This is a genomic window from Nocardioides sp. 503 (assembly GCF_004522095.1).
Classification (GTDB): Bacteria; Actinomycetota; Actinomycetes; order Propionibacteriales; family Nocardioidaceae; genus Nocardioides.
In genome coordinates this window covers 1,174,415-1,195,335 of sequence record NZ_SPUI01000003.1, presented here as the reverse complement: position 1 = coordinate 1,195,335, position 20,921 = coordinate 1,174,415, and the positions used below count along the sequence as shown (strand labels likewise).

Annotated in this window: 17 protein-coding genes; 6 read left to right on the top strand and 11 right to left on the bottom strand. The window is 72.4% G+C overall.

The genetic code is table 11. The features are described from left to right. The first annotated feature begins 117 nt into the window (after positions 1 to 117). The gene (locus tag E4622_RS12835; RefSeq protein WP_209021937.1) at positions 118 to 1,062 is read left to right on the top strand and encodes a ParA family protein; all 945 of its coding nucleotides are present in this window, start codon (positions 118 to 120) and stop codon (positions 1,060 to 1,062) included. Beyond that, positions 1,059 to 2,039 (top strand): ParB/RepB/Spo0J family partition protein, encoded by a 981-nt coding sequence (locus E4622_RS12830; protein WP_134740546.1) that lies wholly within the window; start codon positions 1,059 to 1,061, stop codon positions 2,037 to 2,039. Before E4622_RS12835 ends, E4622_RS12830 begins: the two co-directional genes overlap by 4 nt. 247 nt (positions 2,040 to 2,286) lie before the next feature. Here E4622_RS12830 and E4622_RS12825 read toward each other — a convergent pair whose 3' ends face one another. Together E4622_RS12825 and E4622_RS12820 are read right to left on the bottom strand one after the other, a co-directional pair. Further along, positions 2,287 to 3,060: a lysophospholipid acyltransferase family protein gene (locus tag E4622_RS12825; RefSeq protein WP_134740545.1), complete on the bottom strand. Its 774-nt coding sequence runs from the start codon at positions 3,058 to 3,060 to the stop codon at positions 2,287 to 2,289. Between the two features lie 73 nt (positions 3,061 to 3,133). Then, positions 3,134 to 4,357 carry a pyridoxal phosphate-dependent aminotransferase gene (locus E4622_RS12820; protein ID WP_167736067.1) on the bottom strand — a complete coding sequence of 408 codons (1,224 nt, stop codon included), beginning with the start codon at positions 4,355 to 4,357 and terminating at the stop codon, positions 3,134 to 3,136. Positions 4,358 to 4,413: 56 nt separating this feature from the next. On the opposite strand from E4622_RS12820, the gene E4622_RS12815 reads away from it, so the two are divergent. Then, positions 4,414 to 5,112, top strand: coding sequence for a GNAT family N-acetyltransferase (locus E4622_RS12815; protein WP_134740543.1), 699 nt, complete (start codon positions 4,414 to 4,416; stop codon positions 5,110 to 5,112). On the opposite strand, the gene trxA is transcribed toward E4622_RS12815, so the two are convergent. From trxA to E4622_RS12780, 7 genes are all read right to left on the bottom strand, one after another. Next, positions 5,105 to 5,431, bottom strand: a complete 327-nt coding sequence (gene trxA, locus E4622_RS12810; protein ID WP_134740542.1) for a thioredoxin — start codon at positions 5,429 to 5,431, stop codon at positions 5,105 to 5,107. The genes E4622_RS12815 and trxA overlap by 8 nt on opposite strands. A gap of 165 nt (positions 5,432 to 5,596) precedes the next feature. Beyond that, positions 5,597 to 6,607: a thioredoxin-disulfide reductase gene (trxB, locus tag E4622_RS12805; RefSeq protein ID WP_134740541.1), complete on the bottom strand. Its 1,011-nt coding sequence runs from the start codon at positions 6,605 to 6,607 to the stop codon at positions 5,597 to 5,599. Positions 6,608 to 6,707: 100 nt separating this feature from the next. Further along, positions 6,708 to 7,412, bottom strand: a complete 705-nt coding sequence (locus tag E4622_RS12800; RefSeq protein ID WP_134740540.1) for a hypothetical protein — start codon at positions 7,410 to 7,412, stop codon at positions 6,708 to 6,710. 49 nt (positions 7,413 to 7,461) lie between these two features. Beyond that, the gene (sigM, locus tag E4622_RS12795) at positions 7,462 to 8,157 is read right to left on the bottom strand and encodes an RNA polymerase sigma factor SigM (RefSeq protein ID WP_134740539.1); all 696 of its coding nucleotides are present in this window, start codon (positions 8,155 to 8,157) and stop codon (positions 7,462 to 7,464) included. Then, positions 8,150 to 10,087 carry a protein kinase family protein gene (locus E4622_RS12790; RefSeq protein WP_134740538.1) on the bottom strand — a complete coding sequence of 646 codons (1,938 nt, stop codon included), beginning with the start codon at positions 10,085 to 10,087 and terminating at the stop codon, positions 8,150 to 8,152. The genes sigM and E4622_RS12790 overlap by 8 nt, the downstream gene beginning before the upstream one ends. Positions 10,088 to 10,170: 83 nt before the next feature. Beyond that, entirely contained in the window at positions 10,171 to 11,826 is a 1,656-nt protein-coding gene (gene murJ / locus E4622_RS12785) for a murein biosynthesis integral membrane protein MurJ (RefSeq protein ID WP_245156000.1), read from the bottom strand. Next, the gene (locus E4622_RS12780; RefSeq protein WP_134740537.1) at positions 11,823 to 14,045 is read right to left on the bottom strand and encodes a DUF6049 family protein; all 2,223 of its coding nucleotides are present in this window, start codon (positions 14,043 to 14,045) and stop codon (positions 11,823 to 11,825) included. The genes murJ and E4622_RS12780 overlap by 4 nt, the downstream gene beginning before the upstream one ends. A gap of 152 nt (positions 14,046 to 14,197) precedes the next feature. Here E4622_RS12780 and E4622_RS12775 point away from each other — a divergent pair, with 152 nt between their 5' ends. After that, on the top strand, positions 14,198 to 15,571 hold the full coding sequence (locus E4622_RS12775; protein WP_134740814.1) for a CCA tRNA nucleotidyltransferase: 1,374 nt from the start codon (positions 14,198 to 14,200) through the stop codon (positions 15,569 to 15,571). Next, positions 15,568 to 16,524: a pyridoxal-phosphate dependent enzyme gene (locus tag E4622_RS12770; RefSeq protein WP_134740536.1), complete on the top strand. Its 957-nt coding sequence runs from the start codon at positions 15,568 to 15,570 to the stop codon at positions 16,522 to 16,524. Before E4622_RS12775 ends, E4622_RS12770 begins: the two co-directional genes overlap by 4 nt. 161 nt (positions 16,525 to 16,685) lie before the next feature. Here E4622_RS12770 and E4622_RS12765 read toward each other — a convergent pair whose 3' ends face one another. Both E4622_RS12765 and E4622_RS12760 read right to left on the bottom strand, forming a co-directional pair. Then, positions 16,686 to 17,771 (bottom strand): inositol-3-phosphate synthase, encoded by a 1,086-nt coding sequence (locus tag E4622_RS12765; RefSeq protein WP_134740535.1) that lies wholly within the window; start codon positions 17,769 to 17,771, stop codon positions 16,686 to 16,688. Positions 17,772 to 17,862: 91 nt separating this feature from the next. Next, complete coding sequence (locus E4622_RS12760; RefSeq protein WP_134740534.1) at positions 17,863 to 18,453, bottom strand: helix-turn-helix transcriptional regulator; 591 nt, start codon at positions 18,451 to 18,453, stop codon at positions 17,863 to 17,865. A gap of 233 nt (positions 18,454 to 18,686) precedes the next feature. On the opposite strand from E4622_RS12760, the gene E4622_RS12755 reads away from it, so the two are divergent. Then, complete coding sequence (locus E4622_RS12755; protein WP_245155999.1) at positions 18,687 to 20,918, top strand: transglycosylase domain-containing protein; 2,232 nt, start codon at positions 18,687 to 18,689, stop codon at positions 20,916 to 20,918. Positions 20,919 to 20,921 lie beyond the last annotated feature (3 nt).

Sequence of the window (20,921 nt, the reverse complement as noted above, 5' to 3'; positions counted from 1 at the left end):
GCCAGTTATCCACAGGATGGGGAATTTGGCTCGGTTGAGCCGGTTTCACGTGAAACCACCGAATCGGTCGATGTTTCACGTGAAACGAGCGCTCGGTCGGTGACCGCACCCGTGGGTATGAACGTGCGGACCGCGGCGGACGTCGCGTCGATGGACGGCGGCTTCGAGGACGCGGCCACCCCGCTGGCGCGGGCCGCCCAGCACAGCCTCATCGCCCGCCAGCAGTCGTCGGCTCGACCGGCGCTCCCCCGCCCGAACGCCACCCGCGTGTTCGTGGTGGCCAACCAGAAGGGCGGGGTCGGCAAGACCACGTCCACCGTCAACGTCGCGGCCGGTCTCGCCCAGCTCGGGCAACGGGTGCTCGTCATCGACCTGGACCCGCAGGGCAACGCCTCCACCGCGCTCAGCGTCGAGCACCGGCGCGGCGTGCCGTCGACGTACGACGCCCTGGTCGACGGCGTGCCGCTGGCCGACGTGGTCAGCCCGTGCCCCGACATCGAGGGTCTCTTCGTGGTCCCGGCCACGATCGACCTCGCCGGCGCGGAGATCGAGCTGGTCAGCGTCGTCGCCCGCGAGGGTCGCCTGCAGCGCGCCATCTCCGGACACCCGCTCGTCGGGACCGCGGCGGAGGCCGGCGAGGACCGCTTCGACTTCGTGTTCATCGACTGCCCGCCCTCGTTGGGGCTGCTCACGCTCAACGCGCTGGTCGCCGGCGACGAGATGATGATCCCGATCCAGGCGGAGTACTACGCGCTCGAGGGGCTGGGGCAGCTGCTCGAGACCGTCGACATGGTGCGGGCGCACCTCAACCCCGACCTCGCCGTCTCGACCATCCTCGTCACGATGTACGACGCCCGCACCCGGCTCGCCGCCGGCGTCGCGGAGGAGGTCCGCGACCACTTCGGGGACCAGGTGCTCAAGACCTCGATCCCGCGCTCGGTCCGGGTGTCCGAGGCGCCGTCGTACGGGCAGACGGTCATGACCTACGACCCGGGGTCCCCCGGTGCGCTCAGCTATCTCGAGGCAGCACGCGAGATCGCCACCAAGGGGGTACGTCCGTGAGTCGTCCGCAGCAGCGACGGGGCCTGGGCCGCGGCCTGGGCTCCCTGATCCCGACGGCTCCCAGCGAGCCCGAGCCCCAGCCGGCCGCCGATCAGGACGGGGCCCCCGACGGGGCGCCGTCGTCCGGATCCCCTCAGCCCACGCCCGAGCCGCCGCCCAACGAGGCGGGGGCGTACTTCGCCGAGCTGCCCATCGGCCAGATCCAGCCCAACCACGTCCAGCCGCGCACGGTCTTCGACGAGGAGGCCATGGCCGAGCTGGTCCACTCGATCCGCGAGGTGGGGCTGCTCCAGCCGATCGTCGTACGACGCAGCGGTCCGGAGGCCTACGAGCTGGTCATGGGGGAGCGGCGGTGGCGCGCCTCGCAGCAGGCCGGCCTCGAGGCGATCCCGGCCATCGTCCGCCAGACCGACGACGACGACATGCTGCGCGACGCGCTCCTGGAGAACCTCCACCGCTCGCAGCTCAACCCGCTGGAGGAGGCGTCCGCCTACGCCCAGCTGCTGGAGGACTTCTCCTGCACCCACGAGGAGCTGGCCACCCGCATCGGTCGCTCCCGGCCCCAGATCAGCAACACCCTGCGGCTGCTCCGGCTGAGCCCGGCCGTCCAGCGCCGCGTCGCAGCCGGCGTGCTGTCGGCCGGCCACGCTCGGTCCCTGCTGGCCGTGGAGGACCCCGAGATCCAGGACCGCCTCGCCCAGCGCGTGGTGGCCGAGGGGATCAGCGTGCGCGGCCTCGAGGAGATCGTCGCCGTGGGCGAGGTCGGCTCGACCGGCCAGCGCAGCGCCCGCCGCAAGCCCACCGCCCCCGGACTCGCCGACATCGCCGAGCGCCTCTCCGACCGCCTCGAGACCCGGGTCAAGGTCGACCTCGGCCAGCGCAAGGGCAAGATCACCGTCGAGTTCGCCTCCCTGGACGACCTGCGCCGCATCATCGACATCATGGACCCCCGCAACCGCAACGACAGGCCGATCTAGCGACCCATCGATATGTCGACAAGTCGTCAGGGCTACTTCGTCGGTGTCATCCGTCGCCACATCAGCCTCAAGATTCACCGCCTACCCGGTGAATCTCCTGCTTCCGGTACGAAACTTCATGCCGGAAGCGCGAGTTTCACCGGGTACCCGGTGAATCTCCTCCGAGCCGGCCCCCCACAGGTAGTCCCGGACGTTCGTGTCGATGTTTCACGCGAAACATGACACGAACGTCAGGGACTACCCGGGGCTAGGACTTCCTCGCGGCGCGCTTGGCGGCACGACGGGCGGCGCGCTCGCGCTGCTCCTCGGCGTCGAGGCGGGCCGCCTCCTCGAGCGTGGGGGCGCCGCCGCCGTGACGGGCGGGGAGCCACCAGGCGCCCGGGGGCTGCTCCGCGGCCGGGTACGCCGCGATCGTCTCGTCGAGCAGGCGGGACATGACCGCGTGCAGCTCCTCGGCCTCCGCGGCGGGGTCCTCGCCGGAGGGGTGCAGCGGCTCACCGACGCGGATCGCGATCGTCGTGCCGCGCGAGAGGTCGCGCGGGTGGTCCTTGGTCATCAGCCGCTGCGTGCCCCACAGGATGACCGGGACGAGCGGCACCCCGGCGGCCGCGGCGATGCGCGTGGCCCCGGACTTGAACTCCTTGAGCTCCATGGCCCGCGAGATCGTGGCCTCGGGGAAGATCCCGACGGCTTCACCGTTGCGCAGGTAGTCCACGGCCGAGCGGTACGACGCCAGCCCGTCGCCGCGGTCGACCTGGATGTGGTGCATCGAGCGCATGACCGGCCCGCCGACGGCGTGGTCGAAGACCTCGCGCTTGGCCATGAACCGCACCAGCCGCCCCGACGGGTTGGCAGCGAGCCCGCCGTAGATGAAGTCCAGGTAGCTCACGTGGTTGAACGCGAGCAGGACGCCACCCTCGCGGGGCACGTGCTCGGTGCCGGTGAGGTCGAAGCGCTGCCCGAGCGCTCGGAAGAGGGTCTTGGCGGTCAGGATGATCGGCGGGTAGGTGAGATCGCGCATGGTGCTCCTCGTCGAGCGGTCGGTCGGGCTGGGGACAGCCTGCCAGCCCCGTCCAGCCCCGTGCCCGCCCAGGTCAGCGGCGCGTGGCCAGGAACTCCGCGATCCGGCCGATGGCCTCCTCCAGCACGGTGACGTCCGGGAGCGTCACGAGCCGGAAGTGGTCGGGCGTGGGCCAGTTGAAGCCGGTGCCGTGGGTGACCAGCAGCCGCTTGGCCCGCAGCAGGTCGATGACGAGCTGCTCGTCGTCCTCGACGGCGTACACCTCGGGGTCCAGGCGCGGGAAGCAGTAGAGCGCGCCGCGCGGCTTGACCGAGGAGACGCCGGGGATCTCGTTGAGCAGGCGGTGGGCGAGCATGCTCTGCTCGTAGAAGCGCCCGCCGGGCACGATCAGCTCCTGGATCGACTGGTAGCCGCCCAGCGCGGTCTGGATGGCGTGCTGCGCGGGCACGTTGGCGCACATGCGCATGTTGGCGATGAGCGTGAGCCCCTCCAGGAAGTCCTCGGCGAGCTCCTTGGGCCCGGAGACCATCACCCAGCCGGCGCGGTAGCCGCAGACGCGGTAGGCCTTCGACAGCCCGCTGAACGTCAGGCACAGCACGTCGCTGCCGGCGGCCTTGGCCGCGTGGTGGTGCACGGCGTCGTCGAAGAGGATCTTCTCGTAGATCTCGTCGGCGAAGACCACCAGCTCGTGGCGCCGCGCGATGTCGACCAGCGCCTCCACGGTGGCCTTGCTGTAGACCGCACCCGTGGGGTTGTTGGGGTTGATGATGACGATGGCGTGGGTGTTCTCGGTGATCTTGGCCTCGATGTCGGCCAGGTCCGGGTTCCAGTCGTCGTCCTCGTCGCACAGGTAGTGCACGGGTACGCCGCCGGCGAGCGTCACCGCCCCCGTCCACAGCGGGTAGTCGGGCGCGGGGACCAGGATCTCGTTGCCGTCGTCGACGAAGGCCTGCAGGACCATCGAGATCAGCTCGGAGACGCCGTTGCCGATGAAGACGTCCTCGACGTCGACGTCGAGCAGGCCCTGCTGCTGGTAGAACTGCGCGACGGCCGTGCGCGCGGGGTAGATCCCGCGGGAGTCGCTGTAGCCCTGCGACTCCGGCAGGTGGTGGATCATGTCGGCGAGGATCGCCTCGGGCGCCTCGAAGCCGAACGGCGCCGGGTTGCCGATGTTGAGCTTGAGGATCCGGTGGCCCTCGGCCTCCAGGCGCTGGGCCTCCACGAGGATGGGTCCCCGCACGTCGTAGCGGACGTTGTGGAGCTTGCGGCTCTGCCGGATCGGGCGCACGGGTGTCATCCTCTCAGGAGGGGCCGTCGCGCACGCTCCGGTCCCACCCTCCGAGGAGGCCCGCCATGTCCCGCACGGTCGTCCGGCTCACCGTCGACCACCTCGCCGACCTGCCCGGCCCCTGCCGCTCCTGCCTGTTCTGGGAGCTCGACCCCGTGCGGCGGGCCCGGGTCAGCGGCGACGCCGCGCTGGCCGAGAAGGAGGCGTGGCTCTCCGAGGTGCTGCGCGAGTGGGGCTCCTGCGGGCGGGTCGTCCTCGTCGACGACCAGGTGGTCGGCTACGTCGTCTACGCCCCGGCGGCGTACGTGCCCGGGGCAGGGGCCTTCCCGACGGCCCCGGTGTCCCCGGACGCGGTCCTGCTGACCACGGCGTACGTCGCCGATGAGCACGCCGACGGGGGACTGGGCCGGATGCTGGTCCAGGCGATGGCCCGCGACCTCATCGAGCGCGGCGGGATCCGGGCCGTCGAGGCCTTCGGGACCACCGCTCCGGCGCTCGGGTCCTGCCTGGTGGCGGCGGGCTTCCTCGGCAGCGTCGGCTTCAAGACCCACCGACCGCACCCGCTGACCCCGCGGATGCGCATGGACCTGCGCTCGGCGCTGACCTGGCGCGACGAGGTCGAGGCGGCGGTGGAGCGGCTGCTGGGCGTCGTACGGCCGCACCCCAAGCCGACCCCCGAACGCAGTCACCGCTCACTCGACGCTCCGAGGAGACGCCGCGTGAGCGGTGACGGGGTGAGGCAGGTACGTCAGCGGGTCAGCTGATGAAGGAGTCGAGCTCCTTGAGCAGCGCGGCCTTGGGCTTGGCGCCCACGATCGTGCGGACGACCTCGCCGCCCTGGTAGACGTTGATCGTCGGAATGCCGGTCACCCGGTAGGAGGACGGGGTGACGGGGTTCTCGTCGACGTTCATCTTGAGGAACGTGATCTTGTCGCCGTGGCTGCCGGCGAGCTCGTCGAGGATCGGGGCGACCTGGCGGCACGGGCCGCACCACTCCGCCCAGAAGTCCACGAGGACCGGCTTGTCCGACTTGAGCACCTGCGCCTCGAACTCGGCATCGGTGACGGCTGAAATGTTGCCCACGGCAGTATCCCTTCTTAGGTTCGACTCAGAGGTCTGTGTCTAGTGAACACCACACGTGCGGTGGCTGTTCCCCGCTGCCCCGTGTCGCTGCGGTTTGGTCACCAACCGCACGTTCGGGGGCCGAGAACCTGCGGTCTGTGACCAAACCGCAGGGGTGACAGCGCCTCAGAGACCGGCGGTCTGGACGTCCTCGGCGAGCGCGGAGGCGGCGACGGCGTCCTGGGCCTCGTAGCCCGAGGCCGAGCTGTGGTCTAACTCGGCCAGGAACCGCTCGGCGTCGAGCGCGGCGGCGCAGCCGGTGCCGGCGGCGGTGATGGCCTGGCGGTAGTGGTGGTCGACCAGGTCGCCGGCGGCGAAGACGCCGGGCAGGTTGGTGGCCGTGGAGGGATGGCGCACCAGCACGTAGCCGTTGTCGTCGAGGTCGACCTGGCCGGTCAGCAGCTCCGAGCGCGGGTCGTGGCCGATCGCGATGAACAGGCCGGTGGCGGCCAGGTCGCGGGTCTCGCCGGTGACGGTGTCCTTCAGCGTGACCGACTCCAGCCGGTCGGCGCCGTTGATGGTCTCCACGACGGAGTTCCACTCGATCTCGAGCTTGGGGTCGGCGAAGGCGCGCTCCTGCATGATCTTGGAGGCGCGCAGCTCGTCGCGGCGCACGATCAGCGACACCTTGGAGCCGAAGCGCGTCAGGAAGGTGGCCTCCTCGATCGCGGAGTCGCCACCGCCCACGACGGCGATGTGCTGCTCGCGGAAGAAGAACCCGTCGCAGGTCGCGCACCAGGAGACGCCCTTGCCGGAGAGGGTGTCCTCGTTGGGCAGGCCCAGCTTGCGGTAGCCCGAGCCGGTCGCCAGGATCACCGCGCGGGCGGTGTAGGTGTCGGTGTGGGTCTTGACGACCTTGACCTTGCCGGTGAGGTCGACCTCGACGATGTCGTCGGAGATGAGCTCGGCGCCGAACCGCTCCGCCTGCGCGCGCATCTCGTCCATCAGCGCGGGGCCCATGATGCCGTCGCGGAAGCCGGGGAAGTTCTCCACCTCGGTGGTCGTCATCAGCGCCCCGCCGGCGGTCACGGAGCCCTCGAAGACCAGCGGCTGCAGGCTCGCCCGGGCGGCGTAGACCGCCGCGGTGTAGCCCGAGGGGCCGGAGCCGATGATGATCACGTTGCGCGTCTCAGACATGCCGTCCAACTCTCGTTGCTGCTCGGGGACCCCGTCCGGGGGCTCACTGATGTCAACCGATCGTAGGCGAGCATTCTTCCCGGAGGTACGGCGCGCGGGGTCAGCCCACGGCGAGGGTGACCGAGCGCAGCAGCTCGCCGGTGCCGCACTGCAGCAGGTCCACGACCTGGGTGTCGCCCATGGGCGGCCGGAACGCCAGGACCGCGGGCTGGGCGTCGTAGCGCACGAGCTGGAGCTTGCCGGCACCCCAGGCCGCGGGGTCGCAGATGGCCGTCGCGTCCCCATCGGCTTGCGACTGCAGGGCGTTCGGAAGGTTGTCGCGGTCGGACGCCTGGGCCGACTGGAGCTCGGCCACCCGGGCGACGTCGTCGGCGAAGCGGCTGGCGCGCACCCGCGGCACCCCGTCGACCAGGTCGAACGTCGTGTCGTTGCGCTCCATGCTGCCCTCGGGGGCCGCCGCGTCCGGTGCCTGCGCGCGGCCACCGGCGGGGTCACCGCCCGCGTCCGCGTCGGAGGAGGCCTGGGAGTCGGACTGCTCGGCCTGGGGAAGCACCTGTCCGACCCCGACGCCGATGGCCACGACGGCGGCCGCCGCGACGAGCAGGGTCGTGACCTTGCGGCGCCGGCGTGAGGCCAGCTCCACCACGTGGGCGTCGGGGCCCGGCTCGGCCTCACCCAGCTGGGCCAGGACCCGGTCCAGGCGGGTGACGACGTCCTCGGGCATCGGAGCCTCGACCCGGGCCTCGGCGAGCAGGCGTCGGACGCGCTCCTCCTCCGCGGGGGTCAGCTCTCGCTCGTCGGACATCGGGGCAGATTCTCCTCGTCGGGGTCGTGGGTGGGTCGGGCAGGTGCCCTCAGTCGGGGGGCGGCGCCCGCGAGGCCTGCGTGGATCTGACGGACGGGCCGTCGGCGGGGTTCCCCGGGTCGGCGTGGTCCGGGTCACCACCGGGCGCCAGCAGGCTCAGCGAGACCGCGAGGCGGGCCCGCCCGCGCGAGCAGCGCGACTTCACCGTGCCCTCGGCGCAGTCGAGCATCCGCGCGACCTCGGCGACGGGGTAGCCCTCCATGTCGACCAGCACGAGCGCCGCGCGCTGCTCGTCGGGCAGCTCGGCCAGGGCGTCCAGCACGCGACGGCGTCGCTCGTCCTGCACCGCCAGGTCGGCCGGGTCGGCCACCGTCGCGGCGGTCAGGGTGGAGCCGCGGTCGCCGTACTCCTCGAGGTCGTCGGGCAGCGACTCGGCGCGGCGCACCTTGGCCGCGCGCAGCCGGTCCAGGCAGGCATTGACGACGACGCGGTGCAGCCACGTGGTGACCGCCGCCTCCCCGCGGAACGACCCGGCCCGGCGGTACGCCGCCACGAGCCCGTCCTGCAGACCGTCGGCGGCGTCCTCGGGGTTGCCCATCGTGCGCAGCGCGACGGCCCACAGCCGGTCGCGGTGGCGGGCGAACAGGGTGCCGAACGCCGCGGTGTCGCCGTCGACGTGGGCCCGCAGCAGCGCGAGGTCGGTGGGGTCGTCGCCGAGGCCGCGGTCCGCGACGGCCTCAGGCACCCAGCACCTCCACCTCGGCGATGCGGCCGCGGAAGCGCGACCCGTCGCGCGGCAGCTCGGTGAGCCAGACGACCAGGAACCGGCCCGTGGTGGGCGTCGGCAGCTTGATGGCCGCCGTCTCGCCCTTGACCGTGGCGGTGGCGACGGGGGTGAGGTCCGCGACGTCCGTGGGGCGCTCGTCGGCGACGTAGAGGGCGACGCCGGTCGGCGAGCCGGCCAGCGTGAGCCGCACCGACGACACCGAGTGCTCGCCTCCGAGCTCGAGGGTCAGGCCGACCCCGGTCTTGAGGCCTCCGGGCCCGAGCTGCTGGTCGTAGCCGGACGTCGACCACGAGGTCGCGGGGTCGCCGTCGAGGGCCAGCCCCACGTCGGCGCCGTTCTCCTCCCGCTCCGGCGTGCCCTGGGGGTCCAGGTCGTCGGCCACCAGCCCGGCCAGCGGCGCGGCGGCCGGAGCCGACGGGCTCGGCGTCGAGGAGGTGGACGGGCTGGGGTCGGAGTCGGCGGGCTCGCCGCCCAGGGCGTTCTTGCCGCGGCCGAGGTTGAACGCGACGACGAGCGCCACGAGGAGCAGCAGCCCGGCCGCGATCGCGGCCGCCAGCCGGAGCCAGCTGCGCCCCGGCGGCGGCTCGTCGTCCACGGCCGGGATCACCCCGCTGCCGGTGCCGCCGGACGTGTGGCTGCCCGGCTGCCCGGGGGCCCCGGTGCCGGTGCTCTCCCACGGCCAGAAGTCGGAGGCCGCGTCGGTGGCGGCGCTGCCCGGTCGCGGGGTGCGCAGCGGCGTCCCGCTGGGCGGCGAGGGGGCGAAGAGCGGACGCTCCGGCGGCTCCTCGAACGGCGGGGGCGGGGGCGCCGGCTGCTCGCGCACCGAGAGCCACGAGACGTCGTCGGACTGGTCGTCGAAGATCGGCATGCCGGCCTGCGTGGGCAGCTCCGGCGCCTCGACGCGCGGTGCGGTGGGAGCGTCCAGGCCGGTGCTCGTCGCCGGCTCCTCCTCGTCGGCCGCGGGAGCCTCCGCCGCCTCCTCCGCCTCAGCGCGCGGTACGGCGGGCTGCTCGCCGCTGTCGCGCACCGGCACGTCCGGCATGGCCGGCAGCACCACGGGGACGTCGCGGCGGCGCGGCAGCGTGGCCAGCAGCTCCTCGGCGATGCCGGCCGGGTCGCCCACGAAGTCGCTGAGGTAGGCGCTGATCTCGCGGGCCGTCGTCACCGACACCAGCTCCCGGGTGCGCGAGCCGGCCGAGCCGGGCACGTGCAGCACCGCGTCGCACAGGGCGTCGAGCGGTCGGGGGATGCCCGCGCGGACCTGCCGCGGGCGCAGCACCTCGCCGCTTTCCGCCGGCGCGCGCGGCACGCTCGACGCGGAGACCCCGGCCCACTTGCCGGTGAGCGCGCAGTAGAGCAGGCCGGCGAGGTCGGCGACGTCGGTCGAGGCGCGCGAGCCGGTCAGGCCGTGCATCGCGGCGTCGACCGAGAGCCCGATCACCCGGATCTCGCCGGTGCGGTCGACCAGGACGTTCTCGGGGACCAGCCGCCCGTGGGAGACGCCGGCGTCGTGCGCCATCGCGATGGAGTCGGCCACCTCGGCGACCAGCCAGGCGGCGCGGCGCGGCTCCATCGGGCCCGAGCTGGTGACCAGGATGTCGAGCGAGGTGCCCGAGCCCCACTCGTTGACGACGTAGCAGAGCCCGTCGTGGGTCTCGGCGTCGAGCACGCGCAGGACGCGGCGGTCCAGCAGCACCGCCGAGCTCCGCGCGGCCTCGAGCAGGCCCTCGGCGCGGGGGTCGTCGGCGGGGATGACGTGCAGGGCGACGTGACGCTGCAGCACCCGGTCGTGGGCACGCCAGAACCGCCCGCCACCGCTCTCGGTGAGCAGGTCGACCAGCCGGTAGCGGCCCGCGAGGACGTCGCCGGGCCGGATGGTGTGCGGCACTGCGGTTGCCCCACCTCCCTCGGACCCGGTCGACCCGGGTGCTCGGCCTGCTGTCGCTGACGTCCCCGTCATCGTAGGGCGGTTCACGCCGCCGGGGAGCGCCTCAGGCGGCGCGTCACCGTTTCGATGACCGACGTGACCTCGCGCAGCCCCAGCACCCGCGCCAGGACCACGAAGAGCACGACGTCGATGCCTGTGACCAGCGCGGCCTGGGCGGCCGCCACCGGCCACGGCGGGGTGTCCGACAGCCCGCGCAGGACCAGGGTCACCGCGAGCGCGATCCCCGTCGAGACGGCCACGGCGAGCACCAGCTGGGCCAGGAAGCGCAGCAGGCGCGGCGTCTCCAGGCCGCCGAGCCGCCGGCGCAGCACGGCGAAGGACACCGCCGAGCCCACGACGTACGCCGCCGTGTAGGCCAGCACCAGCGAGGGCGCCGTGTGCTCGGGGTCGGTGCGCCCGACCAGCACGACGGCGACCACGATGTTGGTCAGCGCCACGGAGCACTGGATGAAGAAGACCGTGCGGGTCTCCTCGAGCGCGTAGAAGCCGCGCAGCATCAGGTAGTGGACGGTGAAGAAGACCAGGCCGGCCCCGAACAGCCCGAGCGTGGGCACGTAGCGCGGGAAGTCGTCGGCGGCCGCCCCGTGCCCCCACACGACCTGGGCGATGTCGTGCGCGATGACCGGCAGCAGCGCGGCGAAGGGCAGCACGACGGCCATCGCCGAGCGCAGCGTGCTCGACAGCGACGACGCCAGGCCCGGCAGGTCGGCCTCGGCGGCCCGCGCGGACAGCCGGGGCAGGATCGCGGTCGCCAGCGAGACGGTGATGATCGAGTGCGGGACCATCATGATCAGGAACGCCGAGGAGTAGATCGTGATGCCGGTGCCCTGGCCGCCCTCGGCCGGGCCGGAGCTGGCGAGCTTGACGACCACGACGTACGCCGCCTGGTTGACCACCACGAACAGCAGCGTCCAGATGCCCAGCCGCAGCGTGTGGCCCAGGCCGGCGTTGCGGAAGTCGAAGCGGGGCCGGTAGTGGAAGCCGGCCTTGGCGAGGTAGGGCACCAGGATCAGCAGCTGGGCGACGATGCCGAGGGTGGAGCCGATGCCGAGCAGCGCCTCCTGCCCGGGGGTGAAGGCACCGAAGACCTCGGACCCGCGGGCCGGCCCGAACGCCACGAGGTAGACCGCCAGCACCGCCACGGAGATCACGTTGTTGGCGATGGGCGCCCACATCATCGGGCCGAACCGGCCGCGTGAGTTGAGGACCTGCCCGACGAGCACGAACATCCCGTAGAAGAAGACCTGCGGCAGGCAGAAGCGGGCGAAGTCGATCGCCGACTGCCGCTGCTCGGCGAGCGCCGGTGCGTCGTACTCCGAGCTGAGCACCAGCGAGGTCACCCAGGGCGCCACCGCGACGAGCAGCACGGTCACGACGCCGAGGAAGAGCCCGGCCAGGGTGATGACCCGGTTGGTGTAGGCCTCGCCGCCGTCGGCGTCGTTCTTCATGGCCCGGACCAGCTGGGGCACGAGGACGGCGTTGAACACGCCGCCGGCCAGCAGGATGTAGAGCATGTTGGGGATCGTGTTGGCGATCGTGAACAGGTCGGCGTGCACCGAGACGCCGAGCGCCGCGGCCAGCAGGCTGAGCCGCACGAAGCCGCTCAGGCGCGACACGATCGTGCCGGCTGCCATCACCGCGCTGGAGGCCAGCACCTTCTGGTCGTCGGCGGTGCTCACGCCGGCTCCGCCGCGTCGGCCGCCACGGGGTCGTGACGGTGGCGGAAGCGCCGCACGAGGCGCACGGCGATGGCGAGGAACAGGATCGAGGACCCGGTCGCCAGGATCACCCAGATGACCGTGCTGACCTGGGCAGAGCGCATCGGGAAGGAGTCGGCCGAGCCGAGCGGGTTGCCCTCGGCGTCGACGGCGCGCAGCGTCACCTGGTGCACGCCCTGGCGCAGCCGGTGCACCGGGAGCAGGACCGTGGCGCTGCTGCCGGCCCCGAGCAGCTGCGGCTCGGAGTCGCCCAGGTCGACCTGGGCGTCGCTGGTCGCGCTCACCACGACGGTGACGGGCTCGTCGAGGGTGTTGGTGACGGTGGCGGCGAAGTTGCCGCTGCCGCCGGAGAGCGTGACGCCGGTGGGGCCGTCGACGTGCACGGCGCCGAGCTGGTCGTCGATCCACCGCCGGGACGAGGTCATCGAGGAGAGCGCGGTGCTGGGCGCCAGCCGGGCGCTGTAGGACGCGCCGGCGAGGGCCTGGTTGAGCACGACCCCGGCCACCTGGTCGTTGCGCGTGAGCAGGTTCTGCAGGGTCTCGCCGTCGCGTGCCAGGCGGCGTACGGCGCTGAAGGCGGCGCCGTCGAGCTCGCTCTCGACCTCGCGCCGGGGGTAGGAGAGGCGGTCGGCCTCGACGGTGCCGGCGGGGCCGTCGGCCACGTCGGCGACCGTGGTGAGGTCGAGCCAGTCGGCGTCGAGGGCGTCGAAGAAGCCGTCGGCGTCGTCGGGGTTCCACTGCGGCGGGAGCACCATCACCAGGGGCCGGGGCGCGCGCGAGAGGAACCGGACGGCGGCCTCGCTGAGCAGGCGCTGGCGGACGGCCACCGACGACAGGCGCGGTCCCGGGAGCGGGCCCCCGGCCGCGGCGCCGCTGGAGGTGACCACGAGGCGCTGCTCGCCGGTGGTGACGACCGCGGGCGGGTCGGTGGCGAACATCCGGTCGGAGACCAGCACCGTGGTGCCGGGCGCCGCGAGGGCGATGCCGTCGGTGTCGAGGTAGCCGCCCGGGGAGCCCATGGCCGGGGAGCCGGAGACGCCCCACGACGGGAGGACCACCCCCTCGCGGCGCACGGCGAGGTCGACGAGCTCGGGGTCGTGGCGGGCGGCGCCGGCGACGTCGATGTCGCCGTAGGGCAGCGTGAGGACCTGGTCGCCCGCGACCGCCTCGCGCAGGTCGGAGAGCCAGTCGGTCGCCACTCGGGCCAGCTGGGCGGCCTGCGGGGTGAGCTCCTCGTCGTCGGCCTCGGGCTCCTGCTCCTCGGGGCTGATCGTCTCCGACGGCGTGGGCTCGCCGTCCTCGGGCTCCTCGCCCTCGCCGGGCGGCTGCGTCGGCTCCAGCGAGCGGGGCGGGTTGCCGAGCGAGAGCCGGCGTACGGCGTCCAGCAGCGCGGGGTCGATCAGCCAGGTGATCGGCGTCGCGCCGGAGGCGGCGCCCAGGTCGAGCCGCCCGCGCAGCCGCCCGCCGTCGTCGAGGGTCTCGCGCCAGGACTCCACGTCGGCCAGGGACCCGTCGGCGGCGTAGTCGATGAAGCGCCGCAGGGGCACCACGACGGCGGTCTCGACGGACCCCTCGAGGCGCTCGGGCACGTAGGGGAGCAGGGTGCGGGCGCGGCCCTCGGCGACGTCGTCGCGGGGCAGCGGGCCCTCGGCGAGGGCGTGCACGCCGAACCAGTAGACCCCGCGCGCCGGCAGCTCGTAGTCGCTGCGGCGCACGGTGATCGTGAAGTCGTAGGACTGCCCCGGCGCCAGCTCCGCGACGCTGTCCAGGGGGCCGCGGTCGGTGAGCCGCTCGCCGACGGCCTGGTCGACCGGCACCCTCGTCGCGGCCTCCAGGGCGGCGGCGGTACGCATCGGCTCGCGGCCGAAGAAGGGGTAGAGGTTGACCGCGGACCAGGTCTCGGTGTCGACGTTGGTGACCGTGCCGGTGACCACGATCGGGCCCTGCCGCGGCACGGCCGAGGGGCTGACGTCGTCGAGGACGATGCTGAGCGGCTCGGTCTCCTCGGCGCGCGACGGCGCCGCGGTCGCGCTCGACAGCGGCCGCGCCCTCAGGCTCGCGGCCGTCGGTCCTGCGGTCGCCGACGCGACGGCCGGCGCGGCCGCCAGGGTGGGCGCCAGGCACGCCGCCGCCCCCAGCGTGGCCCCGAGGGCGCGCACACGCAGGGAAGACCGGACCACCGGGCGAGCCTATCGGCCGCCGGTCGTCCCGTCCGACCGACGGGGCCGGGCCCCGTCGGCACGCACTAGACTCGTGGGTCGTGCCCGAAGCCCCGCTCCCGACCCTGCGCCTGGCCGACGTCCAGCGCGCCGTCGCCGACGAGCTCGACCGGATGTCACCGGTCATCGACGACCTCGGACGGCTCTTCACCGACGCCGGGCACGAGCTGGCCCTGGTCGGCGGCCCCGTGCGCGACGCGATGCTGGGCCGCGCCCACCACGACCTGGACTTCGCCACCTCGGCCCGCCCCGAGGAGACCGAGCGGCTGCTCAAGGGCTGGGGCGACGCGCTGTGGGACATGGGCCGGGCGTTCGGGACGATCGGCTGCCGCAAGGGCGAGTGGGTCGTCGAGGTGACGACGTACCGCTCGGAGGTCTACGACCCCACCTCGCGCAAGCCCACGGTCGACTTCGGCGACTCCCTCGACGGCGACCTCGGCCGGCGCGACTTCACCGTCAACGCGATGGCCGTGCAGGTCCCCGGGCGCGAGCTCGAGGACCCCTACGGCGGCGTCGTCGACCTGGCCCACCGCGTGCTGCGCACCCCGGGGCGGCCCGAGGACTCCTTCTCCGACGACCCGCTGCGGATGATGCGCGCGGCCCGCTTCGCCGCCCAGCTCGGCTTCACCGTCGCCCCGGAGGTCGTGGCCGCCATGACGGCCATGGCCGAGCGGATCGACATCATCTCCGCCGAGCGCGTGCGCGACGAGCTGGTCAAGCTCGTCTGTGCGCCGTACCCCCGCCTGGGGCTGACCCTGCTCGTCGAGACCGGCCTGGCCGCCCGCGTGCTGCCCGAGCTGCCGGCGCTGGCGCTGGAGCGCGACGAGCACCACCGGCACAAGGACGTCTACGAGCACACCCTCACCGTGCTCGAGCAGGCCATCGACCTCGAGGACCGCCTCGGCGGCGAGCCCGACTTCGTCTCGCGCTTCGCCGCGCTCATGCACGACGTCGGCAAGCCGCGCACCCGCCGCTTCGTCGACGACGGCACCGTCACCTTCCACCACCACGACGTGGTCGGCGCCAAGCTGACCCGCAAGCGGATGAAGGCGCTCAAGTTCAGCAACGACGAGGTCGAGGCCGTCAGCAAGCTCGTGGAGCTGCACCTGCGCTTCCACGGCTACGGCAACGGCGAGTGGACCGACTCCGCCGTACGTCGCTACGTGCGCGACGCCGGCGACCAGCTCGAGCGGCTGCACGTGCTGACCCGCGCCGACTGCACCACGCGCAACCAGCGCAAGGCCGAGCGGCTGCGGCGCACCTACGACGCCCTCGAGGAGCGCATCGCGCGGCTCTCGGAGGAGGAGGAGCTCGGCTCGATCCGGCCCGACCTCGACGGCAACCAGATCATGGAGATCCTCGGCATCGCCCCCGGGCGCGAGGTCGGCGAGGCCTACCACCACCTGCTCGAGCTGCGCATGGACCGCGGCCCGATGGGCGAGGACGAGGCACGAGCGGCCCTGCTGGCGTGGTGGGCCTCGCGGTGAGCCCCGGCGCCCGGCTGGCGGAGCTCGTGCCCGGACTCGGGCACGTCTCGCTCGGCCGGGCGCCGACCCCGGTGCGCCCGCTCGACCTCGGCTTCGCGCCCGAGGTCTGGCTCAAGGACGAGTCGGTCTTCGGCGACGGCGCATGGGGCGGCAACAAGGTCCGCAAGCTGGAGTGGATCATCCCCGAGGCGCAGCGGCGCGGGGTGCGCACGCTCTTCACCGTCGGCGGCATCGGCACCCACTGGGGCCTCGCGTGCGCGCTCTACGGCCGCGAGCACGGGCTGCGGACGGTGCTCGGGCTGGTCGACCAGCCCGAGGACGACCACGTGCGCGACCAGCTGGCGCGGCTGTCGGCGTCCGGGGCCGAGCTGCACCGCTACCCCTCCACCCGCCGCCTCAAGCTGGCCGCGCCGTGGCTGCTGCTGCGCCACCGCCCGTGGTACCTCCCCGCCGGCGGCTCCAACGCCTTCGGCACCCTTGCCTACGTCGACGTCGCCCCCGAGATCGCCGCCCAGGTCGCCTCGGGCGACCTGCCCGAGCCGGCGACCGTGGTGGTGCCCGTCGGCTCCGGCGGCACGGTCACGGGGCTGACGCTGGGCCTGCGGATCGCCGGCCTGCGCACCCGCGTGCTCGGCGCGGTCGTCAACGACATGCTCCGCCTCGACGCCGCCTCGATGGCCCGGCTGAGCCGCCGCACGGCCGACCTCCTGCGCGACCGCGGGCTGTCCGACGTACCCGACCTGGGCGCGGCCGACTTCGACCTGCGCCCCGACTGGCTCGGCGAGACCTACGGCGACCCGACGCCGGCGTCGCTCGCGGAGGTGGCCGCCGCCCGCGAGGCCGGCCTCACCCTGGAGCCCGTCTACACCGGCAAGTCCCTCGCCGCCATCCGCGAGCTGGGGAACGCCCTCGAGGGTCCCGTCCTCTGGCTCAACACCCACGGCCCGCGCTGAGCCGTCCGTCGGGATAGTCCCTCACCTCAGCGTGGTTCGAGAAGGCTCTCAGCCACGAATTTGTGAGGGACTATCCCGAGGAGCCGCCGAAATGACACCGACCCGCCAGAGGATCTCTGGCGGGTCGGCGGGCGTTCACGTTGTGCAGGGTGACGAAAAGGTCACTCCTCGCCGGCGATGAAGGCCTCGACGCGGCGGCGGCCCTCGTCGTCGTTGAGCTGGACCGGCGGGGACTTCATGAGGTACGACGACGCCGAGATGATCGGGCCCCCGATGCCGCGGTCCTTGGCGATCTTGGCGGCGCGGATCGCGTCGATGATGATGCCGGCGGAGTTGGGGGAGTCCCAGACCTCGAGCTTGTACTCGAGGTTGAGCGGGACGTCGCCGAACGCGCGACCCTCGAGGCGGACGTAGGCCCACTTGCGGTCGTCGAGCCACTGGACGTAGTCCGAGGGGCCGATGTGGACGTTGCGGTCGTGGATCTTGCCCGAGAGCGAGCCCGCGAGGTTGGACGTCACGGCCTGGGTCTTGGAGACCTTCTTGGACTCCAGGCGGTCGCGCTCGAGCATGTTCTTGAAGTCCATGTTGCCGCCGACGTTGAGCTGGTAGGTGCGGTCCAGCGCCACGCCGCGGTCCTCGAACAGCTTGGCCATCACGCGGTGCGTGATGGTCGCGCCGACCTGCGACTTGATGTCGTCACCGACGATCGGGACGCCGGCGTCCTCGAACTTCTTGGCCCAGACCGGGTCGGAGGCGATGAAGACGGGCAGGGCGTTGACGAAGGCGACGCCCGCGTCGATCGCGCACTGCGCGTAGAACTTGTCGGCCTCCTCGGAGCCCACCGGGAGGTAGGACACCATCACGTCGGCGCCGGTGTCCTTGAGGACCTGCACGACGTCGACGGAGTCGATGTCGGACTCCTCGATGGTCTCGCGGTAGTACTTGCCGAGCCCGTCGAGGGTGGGGCCCTTCTGGACGGTCACGCCGAGCGGCGGGACGTCGGCGATCTTGATGGTGTTGTTCTCGGAGGCCTGCGTGGCCTCGGAGAGGTCGAAACCGACCTTCTTGGCGTCGACGTCGAATGCCGCCACGAACTCCACGTCCTTGACGTGGTAGTCACCGAACATGACGTGCATGAGTCCGGGGACCGTCGCGTCCGGGTCGGCGTTGCGGTAGTACTCGACGCCCTGGATCAGTGACGTGGCGCAGTTGCCCACGCCCACGATTGCTACTCGTACCGAACCCATGGGGGCTTCCCTTCGTCGTGTGACTTCTCTGGAGATCGTGCGGTGGTGCGGGTGGTGCGGTGGTGCTTGGCCTGGTCGGCGAGCCCGGGAGCTACTGGGGCTGCTCGGTCGGGGGCCGGCGCAGCTCGATCTGGTCGAGGCTGCGCTCGGCGTTGATCAGGTCGGAGAGCCAGCGGACCTCGCGCTCCACGGACTCGACGCCGTGGCGCTGGAGCTCCTGGGCGTAGCGGTCGACCTCGGCCTGCGTGAGCGACAGCTGCGACTGCACGCGGTCGAGCCGCTCCTGCAGCCGGGTGCGCCGACCTTCGAGGACCCGCAGGCGGATCTCCATGTCGGTGCTGCCGAAGAACGCGAACCGGATGTCGAAGTTGTCGTCCTCCCAGGCGGTCGGGCCGACCTCCGACATCAACCGCTGGAACTCGCGGGTGCCGGCCTCGGTGACCTGGTAGACGATGCGCGGACGACGGGTGACCGGGACGCCCGGCACCGGGGAGGTGGTGTGCTCCTCGATGAGCGCGCCGCGCAGCATCTTCTTCAGCGCCGGGTACAGCGAGCCGTAGCTCAGCACCCGGCTCCAGCCCAGCATCAGGTTGAGCCGCTTGCGCAGCTCGTAGCCGTGCATGGGTCCCTCGTGCAGCAGTCCGAGGACTGCGAGCTCGATGGTCTCTCCGCGACGTGCCACGAGACCTATCGTAGCGATATATCCGGCGATTACGAATCGGCGACATATCCATCGCGTTGCGGCCGCGTGTCACGTCCCCGGGACATGGCGAGTGGAATGGGGTGGGCGAGGCCCGGTTGCGTACCCTGAGGAGCTGTCGCCCGCCGTACGACGTGCGGTGGCGGTGGCGGCCCACGTCCCCGACCCCCGGAGCAGTGAACTTGAGTGCCAAGCGCAGGGCCGACGGACCCCCCGTGACGAAGGTCAGGAAGAAGAAGGGCGCCAAGACGCCCCGGACTCCTCGCCAGCGGGTCAAGAAGGTCGCCAAGTGGCTGCTCATCGTCGGCCTGGTCGGTGCCCTGGTCGCGGTCGCGGGCTTCGTGTTCCTCTACAACACCATCGACATCCCCGAGGCCAACGAGGACTTCCAGACCGAGACGTCGTTCGTCTACTACGACGGCGGCAAGGAGGAGCTGGGCAGCTACGCGGTGCAGGACCGCGAGTCGATCCCGCTCGAGGAGATCCCCGAGGACCTGCAGAACGCCGTGATCGCGGCGGAGAACCGCACGTTCTGGAGCGACCCGGGCATCGACCCCAAGGGCATCCTGCGCGCGTCGTTCAGCAACGCGTCGGGCAACAGCACCCAGGGCGCGTCCACGATCACCCAGCAGTACGTCAAGATCCTCTACCTCACGCAGGAGCGCTCGCTGACGCGCAAGACGAAGGAAGCGATCCTGTCGCTGAAGATCCGTCGTCAGATGACCAAGTCCGAGATCCTGGCCGGCTACCTCAACACCATCTACTTCGGCCGCGGCGCCTACGGCGTGCAGGCGGCCGCCCGCGCCTACTTCGACAAGCCGGCCAAGGCGCTCAACCTGCGCCAGTCGGCGGTGCTCGCCAGCGTGCTCAACAACCCCACGCGCCTGGACCCCGCCAACGGCGCGTCCGCGCGCGAGGCGCTGCTCGGCCGCTTCCAGTTCGTGCTCGACGGCATGGCCGACATGGACGACAAGTACGCCGATCCCGCCGCCGCGGCGCGCGAGCGGCTCCCCAAGTTCCCCAAGATCAAGGCCCGCAGCGCCTACGGCGACCAGAAGGGCCACATGCTCACGCTGGTCCGCAACGAGCTGAACAAGCTCGGCTTCGACGACGAGCAGATCGACGGCAAGGGCCTGCGCATCACCACCACGTTCACCGAGAAGGCCATGCGCGCGGCCAAGGAGGGCGTGGTCGCGGCCCGGCCCGAGGGCTTCAAGGACAAGCAGCTGCACGTCGGGGTGGCCAGCGTGGAGCCCGGCACCGGCGCGGTCCGCGGCTTCTACGGCGGCCAGGACTACCTGCAGTCGCAGCTCAACTGGGCCGTCGCCGGCGGCCAGGCCGGCTCGATCCTCAAGCCGTTCGCGCTGGCGGCCGGCATCAAGGCGGGCTTCTCGCTCAAGGACACCTTCGACGGCAACAGCCCGATCGAGATCGGCGACACCGACTTCGAGAACCAGGGCAACGAGTCCTTCGGCCCGGTGAGCCTGCTCAAGGCCACCGAGGACTCCATCAACACCGCCTTCATCGACCTCACCGACTCCATCCCCGGCGGCCCCGAGAAGGTCGTCGAGACCGCCAACGCCCTCGGCATCCCGCCGGAGAAGCCGCGCGGCAAGAACCCCAAGGGCATCCCCACGCGGACGCCGGGCCTCGAGCCCAACGTGGGTGTCGCGCTGGGCAGCGCGACGGTGAGCCCGATCAACATGGCCAACGCCTACGCCACCATCGCCAACGGCGGCGAGGCGGCGGCGCCGTACGTCATCCAGAAGGTCGTGGCCAAGGACGGCGACGTCCTCTACACCCACAAGAACAACACCAAGCGGGTCCTCGACAAGGACATCGCGGCCGACGTCTCCTACGCGCTCGAGCAGGTGATCGACGCGCCCGGCGGCACCGGCGCCGACGCCCAGGCGCTGGGTCGCCCGGCCGGCGGCAAGACCGGGACGTCCACCAACGACGAGGGCCGGGTGGTCTCGTCGTGGTTCACCGGGTTCACCCCCCAGCTGGCCACCTCGGTGGTCTACGTGCGGGGCAAGGGCGCCGAGCCGCTCGACGGCTGGCTACCCAGCTTCTACGGCGGCGACTACCCGACGGCCACCTGGACCGCGGTGATGGAGCGCGCGCTGGAGGGCACCGAGGTCCTCGACCTGCCCGACCCCGTCTACGTCGACGGCGACGCGCCCGACGACGGCCACTCGCCGACGCCGCCCCCGCCGCCGAAGCCGACCAACAAGCCGAAGCCGAAGCCGTCGGACAAGCCCTCGGACAAGCCGACGCCGAAGCCGACGCCCACCCCGACGCCGACGCCGACCCCGACGCCCACCCCCACGCCGCCCTCGCCGACCGCGCCCACCCCGACGCTGCCGACCGGTCCGCCGGAGACCACCCCCGCGGGCGGCGCGACGCCGCGGGCCCGGGCGTACCGCGAGTCGTACCGATACTGGTGACCG

What these genes read in the sequence shown, in the direction of transcription:
- E4622_RS12835 (WP_209021937.1), top strand. Translation starts at nt 118, where the DNA reads ATGAACGTGCGGACCGCGGCGGACGTCGCGTCGATGGACGGCGGCTTC.
- E4622_RS12825 (WP_134740545.1), bottom strand. Translation starts at nt 3,060, where the DNA reads ATGCGCGATCTCACCTACCCGCCGATCATCCTGACCGCCAAGACCCTC.
- E4622_RS12820 (WP_167736067.1), bottom strand. Translation starts at nt 4,357, where the DNA reads ATGACACCCGTGCGCCCGATCCGGCAGAGCCGCAAGCTCCACAACGTC.
- E4622_RS12815 (WP_134740543.1), top strand. Translation starts at nt 4,414, where the DNA reads ATGTCCCGCACGGTCGTCCGGCTCACCGTCGACCACCTCGCCGACCTG.
- trxB (WP_134740541.1), bottom strand. Translation starts at nt 6,607, where the DNA reads ATGTCTGAGACGCGCAACGTGATCATCATCGGCTCCGGCCCCTCGGGC.
- E4622_RS12800 (WP_134740540.1), bottom strand. Translation starts at nt 7,412, where the DNA reads ATGTCCGACGAGCGAGAGCTGACCCCCGCGGAGGAGGAGCGCGTCCGA.
- E4622_RS12775 (WP_134740814.1), top strand. Translation starts at nt 14,198, where the DNA reads ATGTCACCGGTCATCGACGACCTCGGACGGCTCTTCACCGACGCCGGG.
- E4622_RS12765 (WP_134740535.1), bottom strand. Translation starts at nt 17,771, where the DNA reads ATGGGTTCGGTACGAGTAGCAATCGTGGGCGTGGGCAACTGCGCCACG.